We start from the raw sequence: 19,264 nt of genomic DNA, 5'->3' as shown, positions 1-19,264 counted from the left end.
TAGAAAATCTACTCTATTATAACAGTTATGAAAGTATTTGACATCATGCTTTTAATACAAATTTTGCCATCTTTATTGATAAGTTCTTCCTGCTTTTCTTCCTGTGCCGTAGCAAGATAACATTTCTTATCTGCATCTATAGAAAGAATAACATTTTCAATATCCTCATTTCTATTATTAACAATACGAATAACTGAAGCTTGTCCTGACTCTGCTTTTTTATACGCCATCAATTCAACTCTAGAATCTAAATCTATATTTTCATATCTCCAAGCTAAATTTTGATTTTGTTGACGACTAATATCATTAAGATAACGTGATTGTACAGGAGTATTTAAAACTTCGGCATTGCGTACAAGCATTGACATTTGATGACTTTCTCCAAAGAAAAGTGAATATTCACTTGTTATTTTTTTATCTAAAAGTTGTGATGATGGTGTATCCATACGATAACCAGAAGATCTTCCTGGTCTAATTAAAAGATCTGCTTTACCAAATTTTCCAACACTTCTTAAAAGTGTTAAACAAATTTTTTGATTATCTTCTACCTCATATTCAAGCGGTCCGCGACTGATCATAGCCATAATAGACTTATCATGATTGAGTTTTACAAATCTTTGCATTGCATAAATTGGTAAAACAAATTCAGTTGCTCCATTATCAAGACCTTTTTGGTTTGTTATAACATTATCTCTTATAATTGTTCCAAATTGATCCTGACTGCAGTTTTGATGAGAAGTATAAATATCATCAAAAGTAACTCTTACAATATGATCACATGAATGATTATCAATTGTTGTTTCAAAATCAATTGTTTGACTATTTGCTTTTAATGAGATATCTGTCACAATACATAAAGCTACCTTTTCATCACTACGATGATGATTAACAACCTTCTCAGGTACTTTCACATTAAAAGTCAGACGATATTTAGCTTCTATTGAAGATACTTCAATGAGTTCAACAGTTGGTTTTGTATCATTAATTCTGATTTCTTTATCATCTATACAAGGTGAATAATTATATTCATCACCATCATCACCTTTTTCAACAAGGGTATGAAGACGATGATATGTTTCACCTGTTAATTGATTTGTCACTGTTAAAGTTCCATCTTCTTCAATATTCATTGATAAATACTTATTTTTAGCTCCACAATCTGTAATGACAACATCACCTTGTAAAGTTTTTTCTGTCTTTTCTTTAAAACATACTTTTAAGATTTCATACCCCATTGCTGGTAAGAAAGATGTATCAATTTTTAATTGAATTTTAAACTTCGTTCCTTCTAGAACCTCACCAGAATCATGGAAATTTTCCATACCATTATAGTATTCAATATCATGGCATGTTTCTTTTATTTCATTCATTAACTGGTAAGGAACAATTGTTCCATCTTGACGTTTTAATACAAAATCTTTATCTTTAACAATCATGCTCACAAACGCATAATCTTGTCTAGCATATGGTAAAGTATTAAACAATACAAGAATATCTTCATTATCTTGAAGTTCACTTAAATCTACTTTTTCAGCTAAGAATCTAAAGTTCATCCAAATCAATTCGTTTAATCCATGACGTAAATTCAACAAACGATTTTCAACTGTATGATTGATACTATCTGGAGATGAACTATAAATGGAATCATGGAATTGATTTTTAAAGATAATTTTCCAGAAATAATTCACAAGTTCTTGATCACAATACCCACCTAATGATCTTGTAATACTGATCATTGGTTCAACAACTTTTGCCATCAATGTTTCATAATATCGCATAGCATTTTTTATATCTATACGTGTAGATGTAATTCCAGCATGAATACGACCTAAAGCAGCACTTCTAGCTTCACCCTCATAAACAGTTAGTTCATGATTATTTTGTTTTGCAGTTTTTAAAATAGTATCTAAATATTCTTCTGGATTTGTCATTTGACATGGATATTGATCGTTTTTCAATTTTTCTATCATCTGAGAAGAATGACGTCTAGGAAAAGCATAATCGCTTCCTAACATGAATAGAATTTCCCCATCTTTATAACGTTCTTTTAATTTAGGAAGAAAGTTTTCCATATCCTTTTTAACATCTTCGTAATTTTCAGGAAATCCACGATAATGTCCATATCCTAAGGCAAAGTGAACTGATGGTAAAACAGTATCTCCATTCCCTTTCCATAAAAACAATGAATCTTCTAATGTATCATAATCAAATCCTCGCCATGCAAAGATACCTTTCATTCCAATTTGTTTAAAAAGGTAAGGTGTTACTTTATTTTGACCAAAAGCATCTGGCACCCATCCAACTTGCATACAATGACCTAGTGATTTTGCATATTGACTTCCAATAATAAGGTTTCTTAATAATGCTTCGCCAGAAGGTATAATCATATCTGGCTGAACATACCAAGGACCTATAAATAATTTTTGAGCTTTAACCAATCTTGCAATACGTTCTTTTTGAAATGGTTTAATTGCAAGATAATCTTCTAATGCAGCTGTTTGTCCATCAAATGTAAAACATTTCATTTGTGGATCATTTTCTAACATATCAATCAATCTATCAAAATAATAACACAATTTAATACGTGAAGCATCAGTTGAACGTAGCCATTCTCTATCCCAATGAACATGGGGAATAAAATGAATATTATTCAAGTGTGACACCTTCATTCTGAGCTTCAATACTATTTTGTTTAATTTGTAGTTTTACAAATGGATAATATAAGATTAAATCAACAATAAACAATACAATACATAAGATAACTGGACTGATTGTAAATGCACCTAATACCCATGCGTTAACAAAGATAGGTTCAACTCCAGAATTTAAAACAACTAAATGATTAACCCATCCCCATGAAGTTGCAAAATAACCAATAATTGCATTGATAACAGGAACAAAAACAAATGGTAAGAACATAATAGGATTTAATACGATTGGTAAACCAAATGTTACTGGTTCATTAATACCAAATAATCCTGGAATAATGGCTACTTTACCAATAGATCTTTCTGCAGAACCTTTTTTACCTAATACCAATAACAAGACAACAAGAGCCAATGTTGAACCAGATCCTCCAATCATGGCATAAACATTACATAGTGTATTTGGAGCAACTTGTGTAATTCCATCAAAAGATCCTGTTTCCACATACATTTGAATGTGTTCATAAAAGATTGGCATCCATAAAACTGAGATTAATCCCCACATAATTGAGAATCCGTGAACACCAAAGAACCATAATAATTGCATAATAATGATAACCAAAATAACAGCTGGTAATCCTGTACCAATACCATTTAATGGTGAAATAATAAATTCAGTAATTAATGCCTGTAATGAAGCATAACCACAAAGTACAACAACTTCTTTAATAACTGAGAAAATAACCATAATTACAAAAAATGGAATAATAGATAAAAATGAATTTAAAACCATTGGTGGAACTTGTCCTGGTAATTTAATTGTATATTTAGAATTAACTAAATGATAGTATAAGAATGATGAAGCTAAACCAATAATCATCCCTGTAAACATACCTTCATAATTGAAGAAATTAATTTGGAATGCTGTAATTGTTGAATCACCAACATCAATAGCATTTGGAATTGTAGCAATATAAGCAATAAGTGAAACAATACAAGCAACTAGTGGAACACATTTATCACCTGTTTTATTTGCTCTTAACTGATTAGAATAATTGTAAGATGAAGCCAATACAACAACTAAACCAGTCATACCCATAGCGACTGTATTAATATTTGCGAAAGCATTAATAATACATCCTAAGATTCCATCTAAAGGAATTCCCCATTCACCAAACCAATAATTAGCTTGTTGACTCACTAAACCTGCAAGAGATCCAACAACAGTAAATGGACTCGTTAAGATACATGCGTCTTTAATCGCATTTAATAACTTGTTTGAAGTAACTTTGTCAGATAGTGGCATAAGATACTTCTCTAAAAATGACATAATTAATTTCATATTTTTTCCTCCTCAACAACAATAAGTATACAGAAAGCACTTTCAAATAGAAATTACAAAACCTGTAATATTTTTACAGATTTCCACAAAAAAATAAGAGGCTGTTACCTCTTAGAAATACACTTTCATAATCAGTTCTGCAAATAATGAATTAGCCCAACAAAACCATGGTCTTGTATATTGGCTATCATCATTGACATCAAAACTTTCATGACAATATCCTGTATCACCTGTATTATTCACAATCATATCAATAAGTGTTTGAATTTCTTGTTCATCAGTTGATGTCAATGCCTGCATTGTTAAAGCGATTGGCCATACATATTCTTTCCATGTATGTGGTGAACCAATGCCTTTGGCTTTTTTTCCTTCATAATAATAAGGATTATCATGACTTAAAATAAAACATCTTGTATTTTGATAAATCTCATTATCTTCATTACAGTATCCTAAATATGGTAAAGATAATAAGCTTGGGACATTTGCATCATCCATTAAAACATGATTTCCATATCCATCTGTTTCATAAGCATAGATTTTCCCATATTTTGGATGAAGATATGTTCCAAACAATTCAATCCCATAATCAATCTCAAATTTCAAATCTTGAATACGTTCTTCCAAATATTCATCATGATAAATATCTTTAACAATTTCTTGTAAGTAAGATAAAATCACACTGCAAAACATATTACCGGGAATATTATAATTCAAGGCACAGGCATCATCACTTGGACGAAATGCACTCCAAATCATCCCTGTATATCTTGTATCAAAACCATGTCCATGATTTTGTAAAGTTTCCGTTTTTCTTAAATTCCATACTTTTGCCATATCTCTTTCAAAAGTATAACTTGATTTTTGACTATGATATTGCTCAGTTTCAAAAACATCCAAAATTGTTTGAATAAAATGAAGATATTGTTTATCAAAAATCGTATCATCATTTGTTTCTTTTAAATATAGATAAGCCAACTGAACAGGATAGCACAATGAATCCAATTCAAATTTTCTTTCCCATACATAAGGTTTCATAATTGTTGTATCGTGATATTCTCTTTCAACATCTTCTGTATTTAAAAATGCATTAGCATAAGGATCCAATAATATATAATCAACTTGTGATTTTATCAATCCTTTAACCTTATTTTGTAAATCACTATCATCTTTCATCAATGATAAATAATGATGCACTTGACAACTGGAATCACGTAACCACATGGCATTAATATCACCAGTAATAATATAAGTTTTCTCCCCATCTACTTTTACACTTGTTTCCAATGTAGACATAAAACACTTTTTAAACATTTCTCTTAATTTTTGATCTTCAATCACTTCATCAGCTTTTTGTAAAACTTCTTTTATATTCATATCAACCACTCCTTATATCCATTTTATAAAAAATAGTCATTGATTTCTATTTCTAATGATGTATTATTTTTTCTTTATAAACATCTGCATTCCATGACCTGATAAATCACTAGGTATTCTTGCAAATCCTAAGCTTTCATAAAATGCTTCTTTTCCCTTTGCAGCAATTAATTGAATAGAACAACGTTCATTGTTTTGTAAGTGATTTTGAACATATTCAATGATTTTTTCAATAATTCTCGTTCCAATTCCTTGTTTTTGATATTCAGGAATAACAGCTACGTCACATATCAAATAATAAATTCCATCACCTATTAATCTCCCCATTGCGATAACATTTTCATCATCCTTCACAACAATACTATAAACAGTCATATTTAATGCTTGTTGTAATTGATTTTCTGTAAACATAGACCAATGTACTGCTTTTCTTATTGCTTGAATATCTTCAATCTTTAGTATATTTTCTTCGTACTTTATCATTGATATCACTCTCCTATCTTTTTAAACCACATTTTAACATATCAATAATAATTTTTAAACTATCCCTCATAACACAAAAAGCTGTCTTTTCAACAGCTCTTTTACTTATGATGATTCATGAGTCATCGACTGAATATGATATCCAGCCTTTTCTATAACACGATATAAATCATCATCATTGATCTCTCGATCATAACTGACTTCGGCAGTTTGTGTTTTTAAATCTACTTTTGCACTTGCACCATCTATAGAATTAATCGCATTTTGAACATGTTTTACACAATGATCACAATGCATTCCTTCAATTTTTAAAACTTTCTTTCCAATGATTGGATATTTTAATTTCTTTTCTTCAACATCAAGATTTTTGTGGCTTCCACCACAACAAGAACCATCACCTTTAAAATGTTTCATACTGCCTTTTAATGCAAACCACAACAAAACAACAACTATCCCAATAATAATTGCATCAACCATGATGATCCCTTCTTTCCTGAAATTTTAAATCATTGCGTTTATTTAACCATTTTTTAAATTTTTGAAATCCTAAATAAATACACATCCCAGCAATATAAACAACAATAATAATCAAAAACATATAAAACATTGATCCGGTTGAATTTCCCATATAGACCTACCTCTTTGATTTCTTTTGATCAGCATCATACATTTCTTTCAAATGTTTTAAATCTCCACAGCCACTACATCCCGTACAGATACCATTGCAACTATTTTGCGTTCCATTTTTCTTTTTACGATAATATTGTATGATAACATAAAGACAATAACTGGCAATAAGTATTAAAACAATCATATCTGCCATAACATTTCACTCCTTTAATATGTCAAAACTGGACACTCTCGTATCCAGTGACTTGACTATGAATTGACTTGAACTGATCTTCTTGAATACACTTTTTGATTTTTGTATGGATCTGGTCTAAACAACAAGAATAATATCACAGCTGCCAAGACAAATGCAATAGCTGTCCAAATACCAAAGACTCCTGTCACAAAGAATGTTCCAATCTGGTAAATACATAAACATACAACATAAGCAAAGACATTTTGGAAAATAATCGCAAACCAGAACCATTTACGAGATTGCATCTGTTGTGCCATAGTTGCAATAGCCGCAAGACATGGTGAATCTAATAAGTTGAAAATCAAGAATGATAAAGCAGATAAAGTTGTAGGGAACCATGCTTGGACACCTTGAGCAACATTCATAGCATCTTCGACATCTCCAGCAACATTCGCCAATAATCCCATTGTTGAAACAATCGCTTCTTTCGCTGTAAATCCAGAAAGTGAAGCAGCCACTGCCTGCCAGTTTCCAAATCCAAGTGGTGCAAAGATTGGAGCAATGGCTCCACCAATCATAGCTAATAAGCTATTTTCACTTTCAACCAATCCAAAGTGTCCATCTACAAATCCATAAGCACCTAAGAACCACATCACAACACATGCCAAGAATAAAATGGTTCCAGCTTTAATAATAAATCCTTTTAATCTTTCCCAGACATGTAATAAAACTGTTTTCACTGATGGAATATGATATTGTGGTAATTCCATGACAAATGGTGCTGGTTTCCCCGAGAATGGTTTTGTTTTTTTCAAGATAATTGCTGAAACAAGTACAGCAAGAATTCCCATAAAATACATCATTGGGGCAATAAATGAACTTTCAGTATATCCTGCCACTTCTCCTGCAATGACACCACCCATTAAAGCAATAACTGGTAACTTTGCTCCACAAGGGATGAAAGTAGCTGTCATAATTGTTAAACGACGATCATTATCCTGTTCAATCGTTTTAGAAGCCATAATACCTGGAATTCCACACCCTGAAGAAATAAGTAGTGGAATAAAACTTTTTCCAGATAACCCAAAATGTCTAAATACACGGTCCATCACAAAGGCAATACGTACCATATATCCACAATCTTCTAAGATAGATAAAAACAAGAACAAAATAGCCATCTGTGGTACAAAGCCAAGTACTGCTCCTAAACCACCAATAATACCATCTACAACGAGTCCTTGAACAACATCACCTGTTCCAATACTTGCAAGAAAGCTTCCAACAGCATCTTGAATAGCTACAACAAAAACATCATTAGTCCAATCTGTTACCCAAGTTCCTACTGTTGTAACTGATACATAATAAACAATAAACATCACAGCTATAAAGATAGGAATACCTAAAAGACGATTTGTGACAATTTTATCAATCTTATCTGAAATCGTTAATTTTTCTCCACCTTTTTTAACTGTTGTAGAAATTATTTTTTGAATAAACTGATATCTTTCATCAGTCACAATACTTTCCATATCATCATCGTGCTTCTTTTCTAGTGTAATACGTTGATGATCAATAATGGCTTGATTTGCAATCTTTCCTTGTAAATGCTCTACAACCTTACTATCATTTTCTAATAATTTAATTGCATACCATCTTTTTTTATCCACACTAATAGAAGCAGGTAATTGATTTTCCACTTCCACAATAGCTTTTTCTAATTCAGATGAAAAAATATCTTTTGGTAAAGACACTTCTTTTTGATGTGCTACTTTTACAGCTTCATCTATCAAAGCATCCAGTCCCGTCTGTTTTAAAGCAGATGTTTCAATAATAGGACAATTCAATAACATTGATAAACGTTTTATATCAATTTTGATGTTTCTCTTTTTTAATAAATCAGCCATATTTAAGGCAATCACAACAGGAACTCCTGTTTCAATTAATTGTGTTGTCAAATAAAGATTTCTTTCAATATTAGTAGCATCAACCAAATTAATAATCACATCTGGATTCTCATTAAGAATATAATCACGACTGACAACTTCTTCCAATGTATAAGGAGAAAGCGAATAAATACCCGGTAAATCTGTAATGATGATATTTTCATCTTTTCTCTTTCCCTTTAATTTACCCTCTTTTTTCTCTACTGTTACACCTGGCCAGTTTCCTACATATTGGTTTGCTCCAGTGAGAGCATTAAACATGGTTGTTTTCCCACAGTTAGGATTTCCTGCTAAAGCGATTTTAATATTCATATTTTCAACCCCCCTATTTTACTTGTACACACTGTGCATCCATTTTTCTTACAGATAACTCATACCCTCGAACTGTAATTTCAACTGGATCCCCCAAAGGTGCTACTTTTCTAATATACAAGCTTGTTCCTTTTGTGATTCCCATATCCATAATACGACGTTTATAAGCACTATCACCATCAATCTTTGTAACAGTGACTGTACTACCAACTTTTGCTTCACTTAGATTCATTTTTAACCTCTCCTTTCAATCACACCATAATATGACGTGCCATTTCTTTATTAATCGCAACACGTGAGTCTTTAATATTCACAATAACGTTTCCACTTATCGTAGATAAGACTGTGATTTCACTACCAGCTATAAAACCAAGATTTTCTAAAAAACGTCTTGTTTCCTCATTTCCTCCAACTTTACGAATTGTATTTACTTCACCAATACTGGCTAATGTTAATGGCATCATAATCATCCCTTCTTTATATTAGCACACGCTAACTCTTTGTCAAAAATATAAGTTAGTCTTTACTAACCACATCATTAGAATACTCTCATTTCCTATAATTGTCAATATATAAAAGCAAAAAAGTAGCTATTTTCATATATTCATGTATAATGAAATTTTGCTAAAAAATTTCATTATATGATTTAACATAATACCAAATATAATATGTTAAATCATTTCCAAATCAAAAATGAATAATATATAAATTAGAATCATTATATGAAATTACACTTTATAATGGTCAGCATGTCTCGAGTTGTTTTAAACTAACTCATATGATATGATTACTATAGATAAAATCATAAGGAGGTCTGTATGTTAGAATTATGTTTTGATATCAATACATATCATATTTTAAAAATTCTTCAAGCTGAAAATGTTATTGATTCTTTTCATCACATTATATATTTATATGATGATTTATCTATAGGTTCTTTGAATGTTAAAAATCTTGAAGAACGTATAACTTCATTACAAGCGTTAAAAGTCAATTATGATTTTCATAAGATGATTAAAAATTATAAAGACATGTTATCACAAATAAAAAATCATCATCAAATCAGAATATGGACTTCATCTTATGCCCATGAAAAAATAGGATTTTACATTACATGCTATATCTTATATCAATTCAAATTTTATGATAAACAGATATATTTATGTCAATCTGCCAAACTTCATAACAACAAATATGCAACTATGTTTTTAAATGTCCCTGATGATTTTATAGACTTGATGAAAAAATCTGAAATCATAAATCCAAGTCAATATATCAAATTTGCTGAGAAATTGATTCAAGAAAATGCACCATTAAGATTAAAAATAAATAATGAAATTGTTTCAGTACAAATCAATTATTTTGATGATATGATTTTATCATACAAAAAACAGTTTCCAAATATATCAGATCAGGATTTATGCGGTGATATATTATTTGATTATCACAAACAAAATTTTGCATTGATGAGAGATGATATAATATTGAATAGAATAAAATATTTGAAAAACAAGCACTAGTTAAAAGTCCTCATATAGTCAAACTAACTATATGAGGACTTATTTATGCATCAATTTGCCACTTAGCACTCTCATTTTGTAAATCGAGCATATGTCGATAGAGTCCATCTTGTTTATATAATTGTTCTGGACTTCCTTCTTCTTTCACTTTTCCATCTTCTAAAACAATAATCTTATCAGCTGATTGAACAGTTCGCATTCGATGTGCAATGACCAACACAGTTTTGTTTACTAACAGTCTTGACAAAGCTTCTTGTATTTTTGTTTCATTTTCAACATCAAGACTAGCTGTTGCTTCATCTAATAAGATGATTGGTGCATCTTTTAAAAGTGCTCTTGCGATTGAAATTCTTTGTCTTTCTCCTCCAGATAGCTTAGTACCATTTTCACCAATAAGAGTATCATAGCCATCAGGAAGTTTTTGAACAAATTCATCACAATTCGCTGCTTTTGCAGCTTTATATACTTCTTCATCCGTTGCATTTCTTTTCCCCAAACGAATATTTTCTTTAATGCTGTCATCAAATAAAACAACATCTTGAAATACCATTGAATAATCACTCAATAAAACTTCTGGATCAACTTCATTGATATCAACACCACCAACTGTTATTTTTCCCTTTTGAACATCAAATAGACGTGCCGCTAATTTAGCACAAGTACTTTTACCTGACCCTGATGGTCCAACCAAAGCTGTCACTTCACCTTCCTTTGCGATAAAGCTAACATCTTTTAAAACATCTTGTAAATCATAAGCAAAGGAAACATGATGAAACTCAATGTCATGTCCTTTTGGCTTAAATGTTTTTTCACCTGATGCAACAGGTGTATCATATATTTCTGTTATACGATTTGCTGATACTTGAGATATAAACATTTCTGCAATTAATGCTAGACTTTGATCAAAAGGTGCATAAATTCTTGTAATCACTAATAAAAACATAAACAAAATCATAAAATCAACTTGTCCTTGCACAATCAAATGTACTCCAACCAAAATTGTTGTTGCTACACCTAAACGCATAATTACACTTGCTCCATTGACAAACAATCCAGCTACCAGTTCACCTTTAATCATCACTTTTTCATGTGTATCTATTTTTTGATAAAGTCCTTGAAGATAAGTTTCTTCTTGATTAGTTGCTCGTATCTCTCTCACATTTTCCAATGATTCTTGGATACCATCAGAGACTTGTATTGCTGCCTGTTTAAGTTTTTGAGATGCTTTTGAAGTCCATTGACGAGAACCAAATAGTAAGCCAAATGCCACTGGTACACCCCAAAGACAGGAAATCGCCAATCGCCAATCATAGATAAATAAGAACACAGCAATAATCCCTGTTGAAATATAAGAACCATACAAATAACCAAGAACATGTGACCAGACATGTTCCATTCGGTTTACATCTCCCATTAGTGTTTCCGTTAAATCTGCAATATCTTTTTTATGAAAATATCCTAGCGGTAATTGACGCAATTTTTCTGCCAATGAAATTCTCGTTGCTTTGACTTCTCCATAAACCAATCCATATGTTGAAGTATACTGTTGAAGATGAGTTATAAATGATAGGCATACAAATACAATCAATAAACCAATAATAACAAGAACATTCATTTCAGCTTGATTTTTTATCAAAAGGGAAATAAGGTGATTCATAAGCAAATATAATATACCCATACCACCCATAACAACAATATTAACTATAACCGTCCAAAACGTTCCCTTTTTAACATTTTGAACACCTTGATGAGTTAAAGCATATTTACGTTTAAAATTTTCTCCAAACATTTATATACCCTCCTTCCCACTTGTAATTTTCCATTTCACTGATTGATTATAATTATTCCACATTTTATGATATAGACCTTCTTTATTTAAGAGCTCCTTATGACGTCCTTCCTCAATAATTTTTCCATCTTTTAAGGCAATGATTTTATCCGCATTAACAACTGTTGATAAACGATGAGCAATCATAATAACTGTCTTATCCTGACACAAAACGCTAAGAGCTTTTTGGATCAAAACTTCATTTTCAGGATCAGCAAAAGCAGTCGCTTCATCCAATACAACAATGGGTGCATTTTTCAATATAGCTCTTGCTAGGGCAATTCGTTGTTGCTCACCGCCAGATAAATATGTTCCTTCTTTTCCAATTTGTGTATGTACACCATCAGGAAGTTTTTCAATAATATCTTGACATCTTGCAGCTTGTAATGCTTTTATCACATCCTCATCTGATGCCTGAGGATTAGCAATTTTCACATTATTTAAAATAGATGTTTTAAAAAGTTGAGTATTTTGAAAAACAAAAGCTACTTGATTCATTAAAACATGCTGATCAATATTTTTGACATTCACATGACCTACTTCTACTATACCTTCATCCACATCCCAAAATCTTGGAATTAAACTTGCTGCTGTGGTTTTACCTCCTCCCGATGGTCCAACCAATGCAATTGTCTGACCTGACTCAACTTGGAAAGATACATGTGATAAAGCAGGAATATTTGATCCCTGATAAGTAAAACTTACATCCTTAAAAGCAACACTATTGTCCTTTGGCATTTGAGGATTGATGCACTTTTCAAGTATTGGTGCTTTCATAACCATGTCGATACGGCTAAGTGCTGTATTTGCCAACATGATTCCTGATGAAGCGAACATAATTTTTGCAAGGGCTGTTGAAATAATAGCTGAAAAAACCGCATAAAATATAAAATTTGTTACAAGTTCATGAAATTGCCCACCATTTAATGCTTCAGGTATCAAAAGAATAACCACTGGAATTAAAAAAATAAATGCTCCTTCAGTGAATGTTAAATTAATGGATTGAGGAACACGACAAACTTTTCCTTGATAATATTCAGCTTTATCACTATATTCCTCAATAGCTTGTTGAAATGATTTAAATGAATAAACTGTCTGTTGAAATATTTTCACAACTGGTATTCCTCTTACATATTCTGTTCCAGCTTTTGTCATTTTATCTTGGGCAGCCTGATATTCAGCCATAATCTTTGCATTTTTACCACCCATCATTGAAAACATCATCAAAATGGAAATCACTGCAGATAGCAGACAAGCCAATCCCATACGCCAATCAAAAACAAACATCAAAATAACCATCCCTATAAAAAGAACAATCGTTCCTACTATATCAGCTAAATTATGTGCTAAGAGTGTTTCTGTATCATTTGCTCCACTATCAAGCCTTCCTCTAATAAGTCCTGAAGCGTTATTATCAAAGTATCCTAAAGGTGCCTTCATAATATGATTCATACCTATCTTTCTTATGTTTTCAGCAGTTCTAAATGCAGATAAATGCGTACATAATAATCCAATAAAATAAAATATAATTCCAATGATTGCAAACCCAAAAGCAACCCATCCATACATTTCTAGATTTTGAACATATAAATAATCTGGCATTGCTCCAATCAAATCTCTTGCAACTAACCAAATACAAACATATGGCACAATACTACAAAGCATAGAAATTGCTGATAAAACAAGACCAATAAAAGTTAATACTTTGTAATTTCCTGCATAATCCAATAAAGTCATAATGGATCCTTTTTTCTTATTTTCCATTGTATTCCTCCTTCCGCCATTATTAGCATAAGCTAACTGTTGGAGTAAAAAATTGCAGGTTGGTATACCCTTTTATTTTTCTTCCATCAACGCTAACCAACCGGCAGTATAAAAAGCTCTTAATTGTCCTACATCTCGCATTGCCTGATCTTTTGGAATATCATGGATAACAACCTCAAAAATCCCACCAAACATACCACTTGCAATAATATGGCATAGGGTCTTATCAAGCTTTGGCACTTGATGTCCAAGTTCTCTAAGAACTTCTACATATTTTAAAGTATATTCCACTTCTACTTCAACAATGTTATGAACAAAATTTTCATAGCTTGTACCTTCAGCCTTCAATAACAAAAGTTTCACAGGCTCACGATGATCACAAATATAATCAACCATCCAATCAACACAAACACTCGATTCAATTCCCATATGTGAAGGTTGTTCATCTTTTGGTAGAGCCGCAAATTGAAGCTGTGCTTGTATAAAATGGGCCATTATTGCTTGAGCATGTGGTTCAACAATTGAAGCAAATAAAGCTTCCTTACTTGAAAAATACCCATAAAAAGCTCCTGTTGTTACTCCAGCATGTTTAACAATTTGACGTAGAGAGGCTCCTCTAAATCCTTTCTCTAGAAACTCGTCAAGAGCTGCTTGTTGAATTTTATCCAATGTTAAATTTGATGTATCCTGCATTCTTCTACTCCTTATAACAGCGTTATATAACACTGTTATAATACACCCCTCTTTATCTCTATGTCAATATAAAAAACAAATATTTTATAAATCTATTGTTCTATTCACAAAAAAACTTGAAAACAATAAAATTTTCAAGTTTCTCACATATTTTGATAACTTTGCCAATCAATCTCATAAGTATTTCCTTCAACAAATAGCTCTAATGTTCCTTCTTTATTCGCTTGTGTTTTTAAAATAGGCATAGCCAAATATAATGTTCTTTTTTGACCTGCAAGGATACTTCCTTTTTTTGAAATAGATTCATGATCTTCACTTTCTAAGATGATTTGTGAATGAATAATGTCTTCATCTATTTGATATTCACAATAAAGATACTGGGAAGGATCAATATCTAAAGATGATTGATTTTGAATCTCTAATGATAATACAACAAAGATTTGATTATCATTTTCTGTAGGATGATAACTATAGAAAAATCCTTTTTGGGATGGTTCAATACGTTCACTTTGTTGATAATCTAATAAAACAATTTGTGAGCTTGTACAATTAATCACATCACCTATTGATTTGACTTGAGAATCTTCATGAACTTCTTCTAAAGAAAATGTATATTGATATTCTTTTTGATTCATGACTTTTAAATCCATTTGAACATCTTTTTCGTTTTCATTTTTCACCTCACAATAAAGATGAACATATCTTTCTTCTTGTGGTTTTAAAGTATCCGTTGTACTTAATTGTGTAAAATATGATGATTCAATAGCCAATTCTATATCATGTTCTTCTTGAGCAAAATGCATTGTACCTTGATATATATTATGAAGTTCATATTCTTGATCTGATAAGTTTTTTGTTTTCAATATCATATCAATAAAAATATGTTGCTGATCTATCGGTTGAAGATACTGATATGTTTTATTTTTATTTGTTGGTGCAATTTCTTTTGTCAGTGATGTTTTTATGATTTCAAATTCAAGTTGATCATCTATTGTATATGTTTGTGCTGTATCAAGTGTTTCTACTGTTGGTTGTTTTGTTGTGGTTGCATTTGTCTTTGTTGTTTCAGATGATGTACAACCACATAACAATAATATCGCCATGACAAAAACTATTATTTTTTTCATAAATATCAATCCCCTTTGACATTATTTTATCATAGATTTCTACATTCATGAAAAAAAACATTCTCTTAAATAGAATTCATATATGACAAAAAGGCAAAAATTGATTTTGCCTTTATTCAATAACTCTTACTTGAATTACATGATCTAAATTCTTTAATTCTTCACAATCAACAACATCTTGCGTATCAATCATTGTATAAGCATATTCTCCTTTGGCTTTATTCACCATATTTTCAATATTAATATGCTTATTAGCAAATAATGTTGCAAACTGTGCTAACATATTAGGAACATTTTTATGAATCAAACAAATACGATACTTTGTCGTACGTGGTTCATGAACAGATGGTAAATTAACAGAATGAGTGATATTTCCATTCTCTAAATAGTCTTGCATTTCTTTAACCGCCATAATGGCACAATTATCCTCTGATTCTGGTGTAGATGCTCCTAAATGCGGCATCACGATAACATCCTTTTGATCAATAATATCTTCTGTTGCAAAATCTGTTATATACTTTTTGATTTTCCCCTTTTGAATCCCCTCTAAAACAGCTTGAGAATCTACCAAATCAGCTCTGGCAAAATTTATAATACGTACTCCATCTTTCATCTTTGCAATGCTTTCTTGATTAATCATTGCTTTTGTTTCAGGAGTGCTTGGAGCATGAAGTGTAATATAGTCACATTCACTAAAAATCGTATCCATATTTTGAGCATTTTTCACCCATTTGCTCATACCCCATGCAGCATCTACAGAAATATATGGATCATAGCCATAAACTTCCATCCCCAATTTAATTGCCGCATTAGCAACATGAACTCCTATAGCTCCTAAACCTATAATACCTAGCTTTTTCCCATCAATTTCCGGTCCTACAAATTGACTTTTCCCTTTTTCAACAAGTTTTCCAACTCCCTCTTGTCCTTTTAACGTTTTCACCCAATCAATACCTTCTACAATTTGTCTTGAAGAAAGAAACAATGCACATAAAACAAGCTCCTTAACAGCATTCGCATTCGCTCCGGGTGTATTGAAAACAACAATCCCCTGTTCACTGCACTGATCAATAGGAATATTATTCACACCTGCCCCTGCTCTGGCAATCGCTAAAAGTGTTGATGGAAATTGATAATCATGTAGAGATGCAGAACGCACCAAAATACCATCTTCGTTCTCTATATCTTCTCCTATTTGATATTGTTGTCCAAACAAATCTGTCCCTACTTTAGAAATTTTATTCATTAACTTGATTTTATACATTCATCTCACCTATTTTCTTCTTCAAATTTTTTCATAAAAGCAACCAATGTTTCTACGCCTTCTTTTTCCATAGCATTATATATAGAAGCACGAATACCACCTACAGAACGATGACCTTTTAAATTTGTCATTCCTGCTTCAACAGATTCCTTGACAAACTTGGCATCTAATTCTTGACTTGGACAAGTAAATGTGACATTCATCATAGAACGGTTCTCTGGATAACTATGTGCCTTATAGAAATCACTTTGGTCTAAATAGTCATAAAGAAGTTTTGCTTTTTCTTCATTTCTCTTTTGCATAACTTCTAAACCACCTAAAGAATCAATCCATTTTAAAACTTCTCCTAGTACATAAATAGAAAATGTTGGTGGCGTATTATACATAGAATCATTTTTAGATAATGTATCATATTCTATTAATACTGGTATTTTTTCTTGATGTTCTTGTATCAAATCTTCTCTAACAATCACTACACCTAAACCAGCAATACCCATATTCTTTTGTGCTCCAGCATAAATCATACCATAATCACTCACATTGATAGGCTTTGATAAAATATTTGAAGACATATCAGCCACAATAGGAATCCCATGTGTATCAGGAACATATTTCCACTCAGTTCCATAAATTGTATTATTAGAACACAAATGAACATATGATGCATCTTCTCTTATATTTAATTCATCCTGTGTTGGAATATGTTTAAAATCTTGGTCACTACCATCATAAGCAATATGCACATCTCCAAACTTCTGTGCTTCTTGAGCTGCTTTCTTTGAAAAAGAACCTGTCACAATATAATCTGCTTTTCCATTTTTCATCAAATTCAAAGGAATGGTTGAAAACTGTTGTGTTGCCCCACCTTGAATAAATAATATCTGATAATCATCCGGTATATTCATAACTTTCTTTAACATAGCTTTTGTTTCATTAAAGATTTCAAGATAGGATGATGATCGATGACTCATTTCCATAACGCTCATACCACTATCGTGATAGTTTAACATTTGTGAAGCAATATTCTCTAATACTGATACAGGTAATGTTGATGGACCTGCTGAAAAGTTATAAACTCTTTTTGTCATAACGACATCCTCCTTTTACAAAATATGATGATATTATATATGATTTATACAAATTTATCAATTAATTTTATAATTTTTCATAATTTGTAATAAAACAATCATATATTGTATACAATATCAACCATCTTTCATCACCTTTATAATATATTCACCTATTTTCAAAAAAGAATAAAAAAGATTAAGAATCATAGTTCCTTAATCTTCATTCAGTCTTAGCATTGCTTCTTTAATAGAATGACCTACATCTTCTGGTTGATGAGCATCCGAAGCATAAATCATCTCTACTTGATATTCTTTCAAAATACGAAGAAGTTCATCAGACAACCCTAAATCAGGATGTCCATAACGATAATAACAACCAACATTATTTTCTGCTTTCATATGATGTTGTTTTAAAAGAGTTGCCATTTTTCGATAGGTTGGTTTTAAATCATATGTTGGATAAATCTGAAACAGTTTAATTGTATCGGGATGGGCTAATTGTGTAAATAAATCAGATTCTATTAACTGAAAGACTAACTCATAATATCTATGATAAATATCATCAACATCATAACGATTCCATAATAATTCTTTTGAAAAACTCATATCATATAAAATACCATCAATAGAATGAATTGCTCCAACAAGAAAATCAAATGAATATGAATCGATGATTTCTTTAATCTTTTGTTTATATTGAGGAACATAACAGACTTCTAATCCATATTTAACTTTGACAGGTAAATCCATTTTTTGAATATCTTTCATTAAATCAATATAATCACTTAATTGGTCTTTAAATTTCATGGTTTTATTTTCTAACCATGTTTTTTGAACATCATATACTTTTAAATCTTCATAAATAGGCTCAAATTCAATAAAGCGATGAGTATGATCTAATATCTGGATTTCATCCAATCCTTTTTGATGAGCAGCTTCTACAAACTGTAAAACATATTCTTTTGTTAGTGGTCCATTTTCTAAGTGCATATGTCCATCTCTATATAACATATTCTCAACTCCTTTTTCTTATTATATGAAAAACATGAAAAAATGTAAAATGATAGAGATGTTCATGTTATAATTTGAGTAGA

At 31.1% G+C, this 19,264-nt stretch carries 18 protein-coding genes; 1 reads left to right on the top strand and 17 read right to left on the bottom strand.

Features of this window, described 5'->3' with window-relative positions:
- Positions 1-8 precede the first annotated feature (8 nt).
- From B5E75_RS01470 to B5E75_RS01430, 10 genes are all read right to left on the bottom strand, one after another.
- Positions 9-2,663 (bottom strand): glycoside hydrolase family 38 N-terminal domain-containing protein, encoded by a 2,655-nt coding sequence (locus B5E75_RS01470; protein WP_241146602.1) that lies wholly within the window; start codon positions 2,661-2,663, stop codon positions 9-11.
- Complete coding sequence (locus B5E75_RS01465; RefSeq protein ID WP_087357030.1) at positions 2,647-3,987, bottom strand: PTS sugar transporter subunit IIC; 1,341 nt, start codon at positions 3,985-3,987, stop codon at positions 2,647-2,649. The genes B5E75_RS01470 and B5E75_RS01465 overlap by 17 nt, the downstream gene beginning before the upstream one ends.
- Positions 3,988-4,098: 111 nt before the next feature.
- On the bottom strand, positions 4,099-5,361 hold the full coding sequence (locus tag B5E75_RS01460; protein ID WP_087357029.1) for a glycoside hydrolase family 125 protein: 1,263 nt from the start codon (positions 5,359-5,361) through the stop codon (positions 4,099-4,101).
- Between the two features lie 63 nt (positions 5,362-5,424).
- The gene (locus B5E75_RS01455) at positions 5,425-5,844 is read right to left on the bottom strand and encodes a GNAT family N-acetyltransferase (RefSeq protein WP_087357028.1); all 420 of its coding nucleotides are present in this window, start codon (positions 5,842-5,844) and stop codon (positions 5,425-5,427) included.
- Between the two features lie 105 nt (positions 5,845-5,949).
- The gene (locus B5E75_RS01450) at positions 5,950-6,321 is read right to left on the bottom strand and encodes a heavy-metal-associated domain-containing protein (RefSeq protein ID WP_087357027.1); all 372 of its coding nucleotides are present in this window, start codon (positions 6,319-6,321) and stop codon (positions 5,950-5,952) included.
- Positions 6,314-6,472: a hypothetical protein gene (locus B5E75_RS14695; RefSeq protein WP_164483530.1), complete on the bottom strand. Its 159-nt coding sequence runs from the start codon at positions 6,470-6,472 to the stop codon at positions 6,314-6,316. Before B5E75_RS14695 ends, B5E75_RS01450 begins: the two co-directional genes overlap by 8 nt.
- Before the next feature lie 6 nt (positions 6,473-6,478).
- On the bottom strand, positions 6,479-6,667 hold the full coding sequence (locus tag B5E75_RS01445) for a FeoB-associated Cys-rich membrane protein (RefSeq protein ID WP_087357026.1): 189 nt from the start codon (positions 6,665-6,667) through the stop codon (positions 6,479-6,481).
- Positions 6,668-6,723: 56 nt separating this feature from the next.
- Positions 6,724-8,904: a ferrous iron transport protein B gene (gene feoB / locus B5E75_RS01440; RefSeq protein ID WP_087357025.1), complete on the bottom strand. Its 2,181-nt coding sequence runs from the start codon at positions 8,902-8,904 to the stop codon at positions 6,724-6,726.
- Between the two features lie 13 nt (positions 8,905-8,917).
- Positions 8,918-9,136 (bottom strand): FeoA family protein, encoded by a 219-nt coding sequence (locus tag B5E75_RS01435; RefSeq protein ID WP_087357024.1) that lies wholly within the window; start codon positions 9,134-9,136, stop codon positions 8,918-8,920.
- 19 nt (positions 9,137-9,155) lie between these two features.
- Complete coding sequence (locus B5E75_RS01430) at positions 9,156-9,368, bottom strand: FeoA family protein (RefSeq protein WP_205090083.1); 213 nt, start codon at positions 9,366-9,368, stop codon at positions 9,156-9,158.
- A 354-nt stretch (positions 9,369-9,722) separates the two neighbouring features.
- On the opposite strand from B5E75_RS01430, the gene B5E75_RS01425 reads away from it, so the two are divergent.
- On the top strand, positions 9,723-10,424 hold the full coding sequence (locus B5E75_RS01425) for a DUF1835 domain-containing protein (protein ID WP_087357023.1): 702 nt from the start codon (positions 9,723-9,725) through the stop codon (positions 10,422-10,424).
- A gap of 43 nt (positions 10,425-10,467) precedes the next feature.
- Here the strand turns inward: B5E75_RS01425 and B5E75_RS01420 are convergent, their stop codons facing one another.
- The 7 genes from B5E75_RS01420 to B5E75_RS01390 form a co-directional block, all read right to left on the bottom strand.
- On the bottom strand, positions 10,468-12,213 hold the full coding sequence (locus tag B5E75_RS01420; RefSeq protein ID WP_087357022.1) for an ABC transporter ATP-binding protein: 1,746 nt from the start codon (positions 12,211-12,213) through the stop codon (positions 10,468-10,470).
- Entirely contained in the window at positions 12,214-14,016 is a 1,803-nt protein-coding gene (locus B5E75_RS01415) for an ABC transporter ATP-binding protein (protein ID WP_087357021.1), read from the bottom strand.
- Positions 14,017-14,088: 72 nt separating this feature from the next.
- Complete coding sequence (locus B5E75_RS01410) at positions 14,089-14,709, bottom strand: TetR/AcrR family transcriptional regulator (protein ID WP_087357020.1); 621 nt, start codon at positions 14,707-14,709, stop codon at positions 14,089-14,091.
- A gap of 143 nt (positions 14,710-14,852) precedes the next feature.
- Positions 14,853-15,836 (bottom strand): hypothetical protein, encoded by a 984-nt coding sequence (locus B5E75_RS01405; RefSeq protein ID WP_087357019.1) that lies wholly within the window; start codon positions 15,834-15,836, stop codon positions 14,853-14,855.
- Positions 15,837-15,948: 112 nt separating this feature from the next.
- Positions 15,949-17,100, bottom strand: coding sequence for a phosphoglycerate dehydrogenase (locus B5E75_RS01400; protein ID WP_087357018.1), 1,152 nt, complete (start codon positions 17,098-17,100; stop codon positions 15,949-15,951).
- A gap of 5 nt (positions 17,101-17,105) precedes the next feature.
- On the bottom strand, positions 17,106-18,188 hold the full coding sequence (gene serC / locus B5E75_RS01395) for a 3-phosphoserine/phosphohydroxythreonine transaminase (protein WP_087357017.1): 1,083 nt from the start codon (positions 18,186-18,188) through the stop codon (positions 17,106-17,108).
- Between the two features lie 195 nt (positions 18,189-18,383).
- Positions 18,384-19,181, bottom strand: a complete 798-nt coding sequence (locus tag B5E75_RS01390; protein WP_087357016.1) for a PHP domain-containing protein — start codon at positions 19,179-19,181, stop codon at positions 18,384-18,386.
- Between the last annotated feature and the right edge of the window lie 83 nt (positions 19,182-19,264).

The sequence above is a fragment of the Massiliimicrobium timonense genome (genome assembly GCF_002160865.1).
In the GTDB taxonomy this organism is placed as follows: Bacteria; Bacillota_I; Bacilli_A; order Erysipelotrichales; family Coprobacillaceae; genus Allocoprobacillus.
This window is presented reverse-complemented; position numbering and strand designations above follow the sequence as displayed.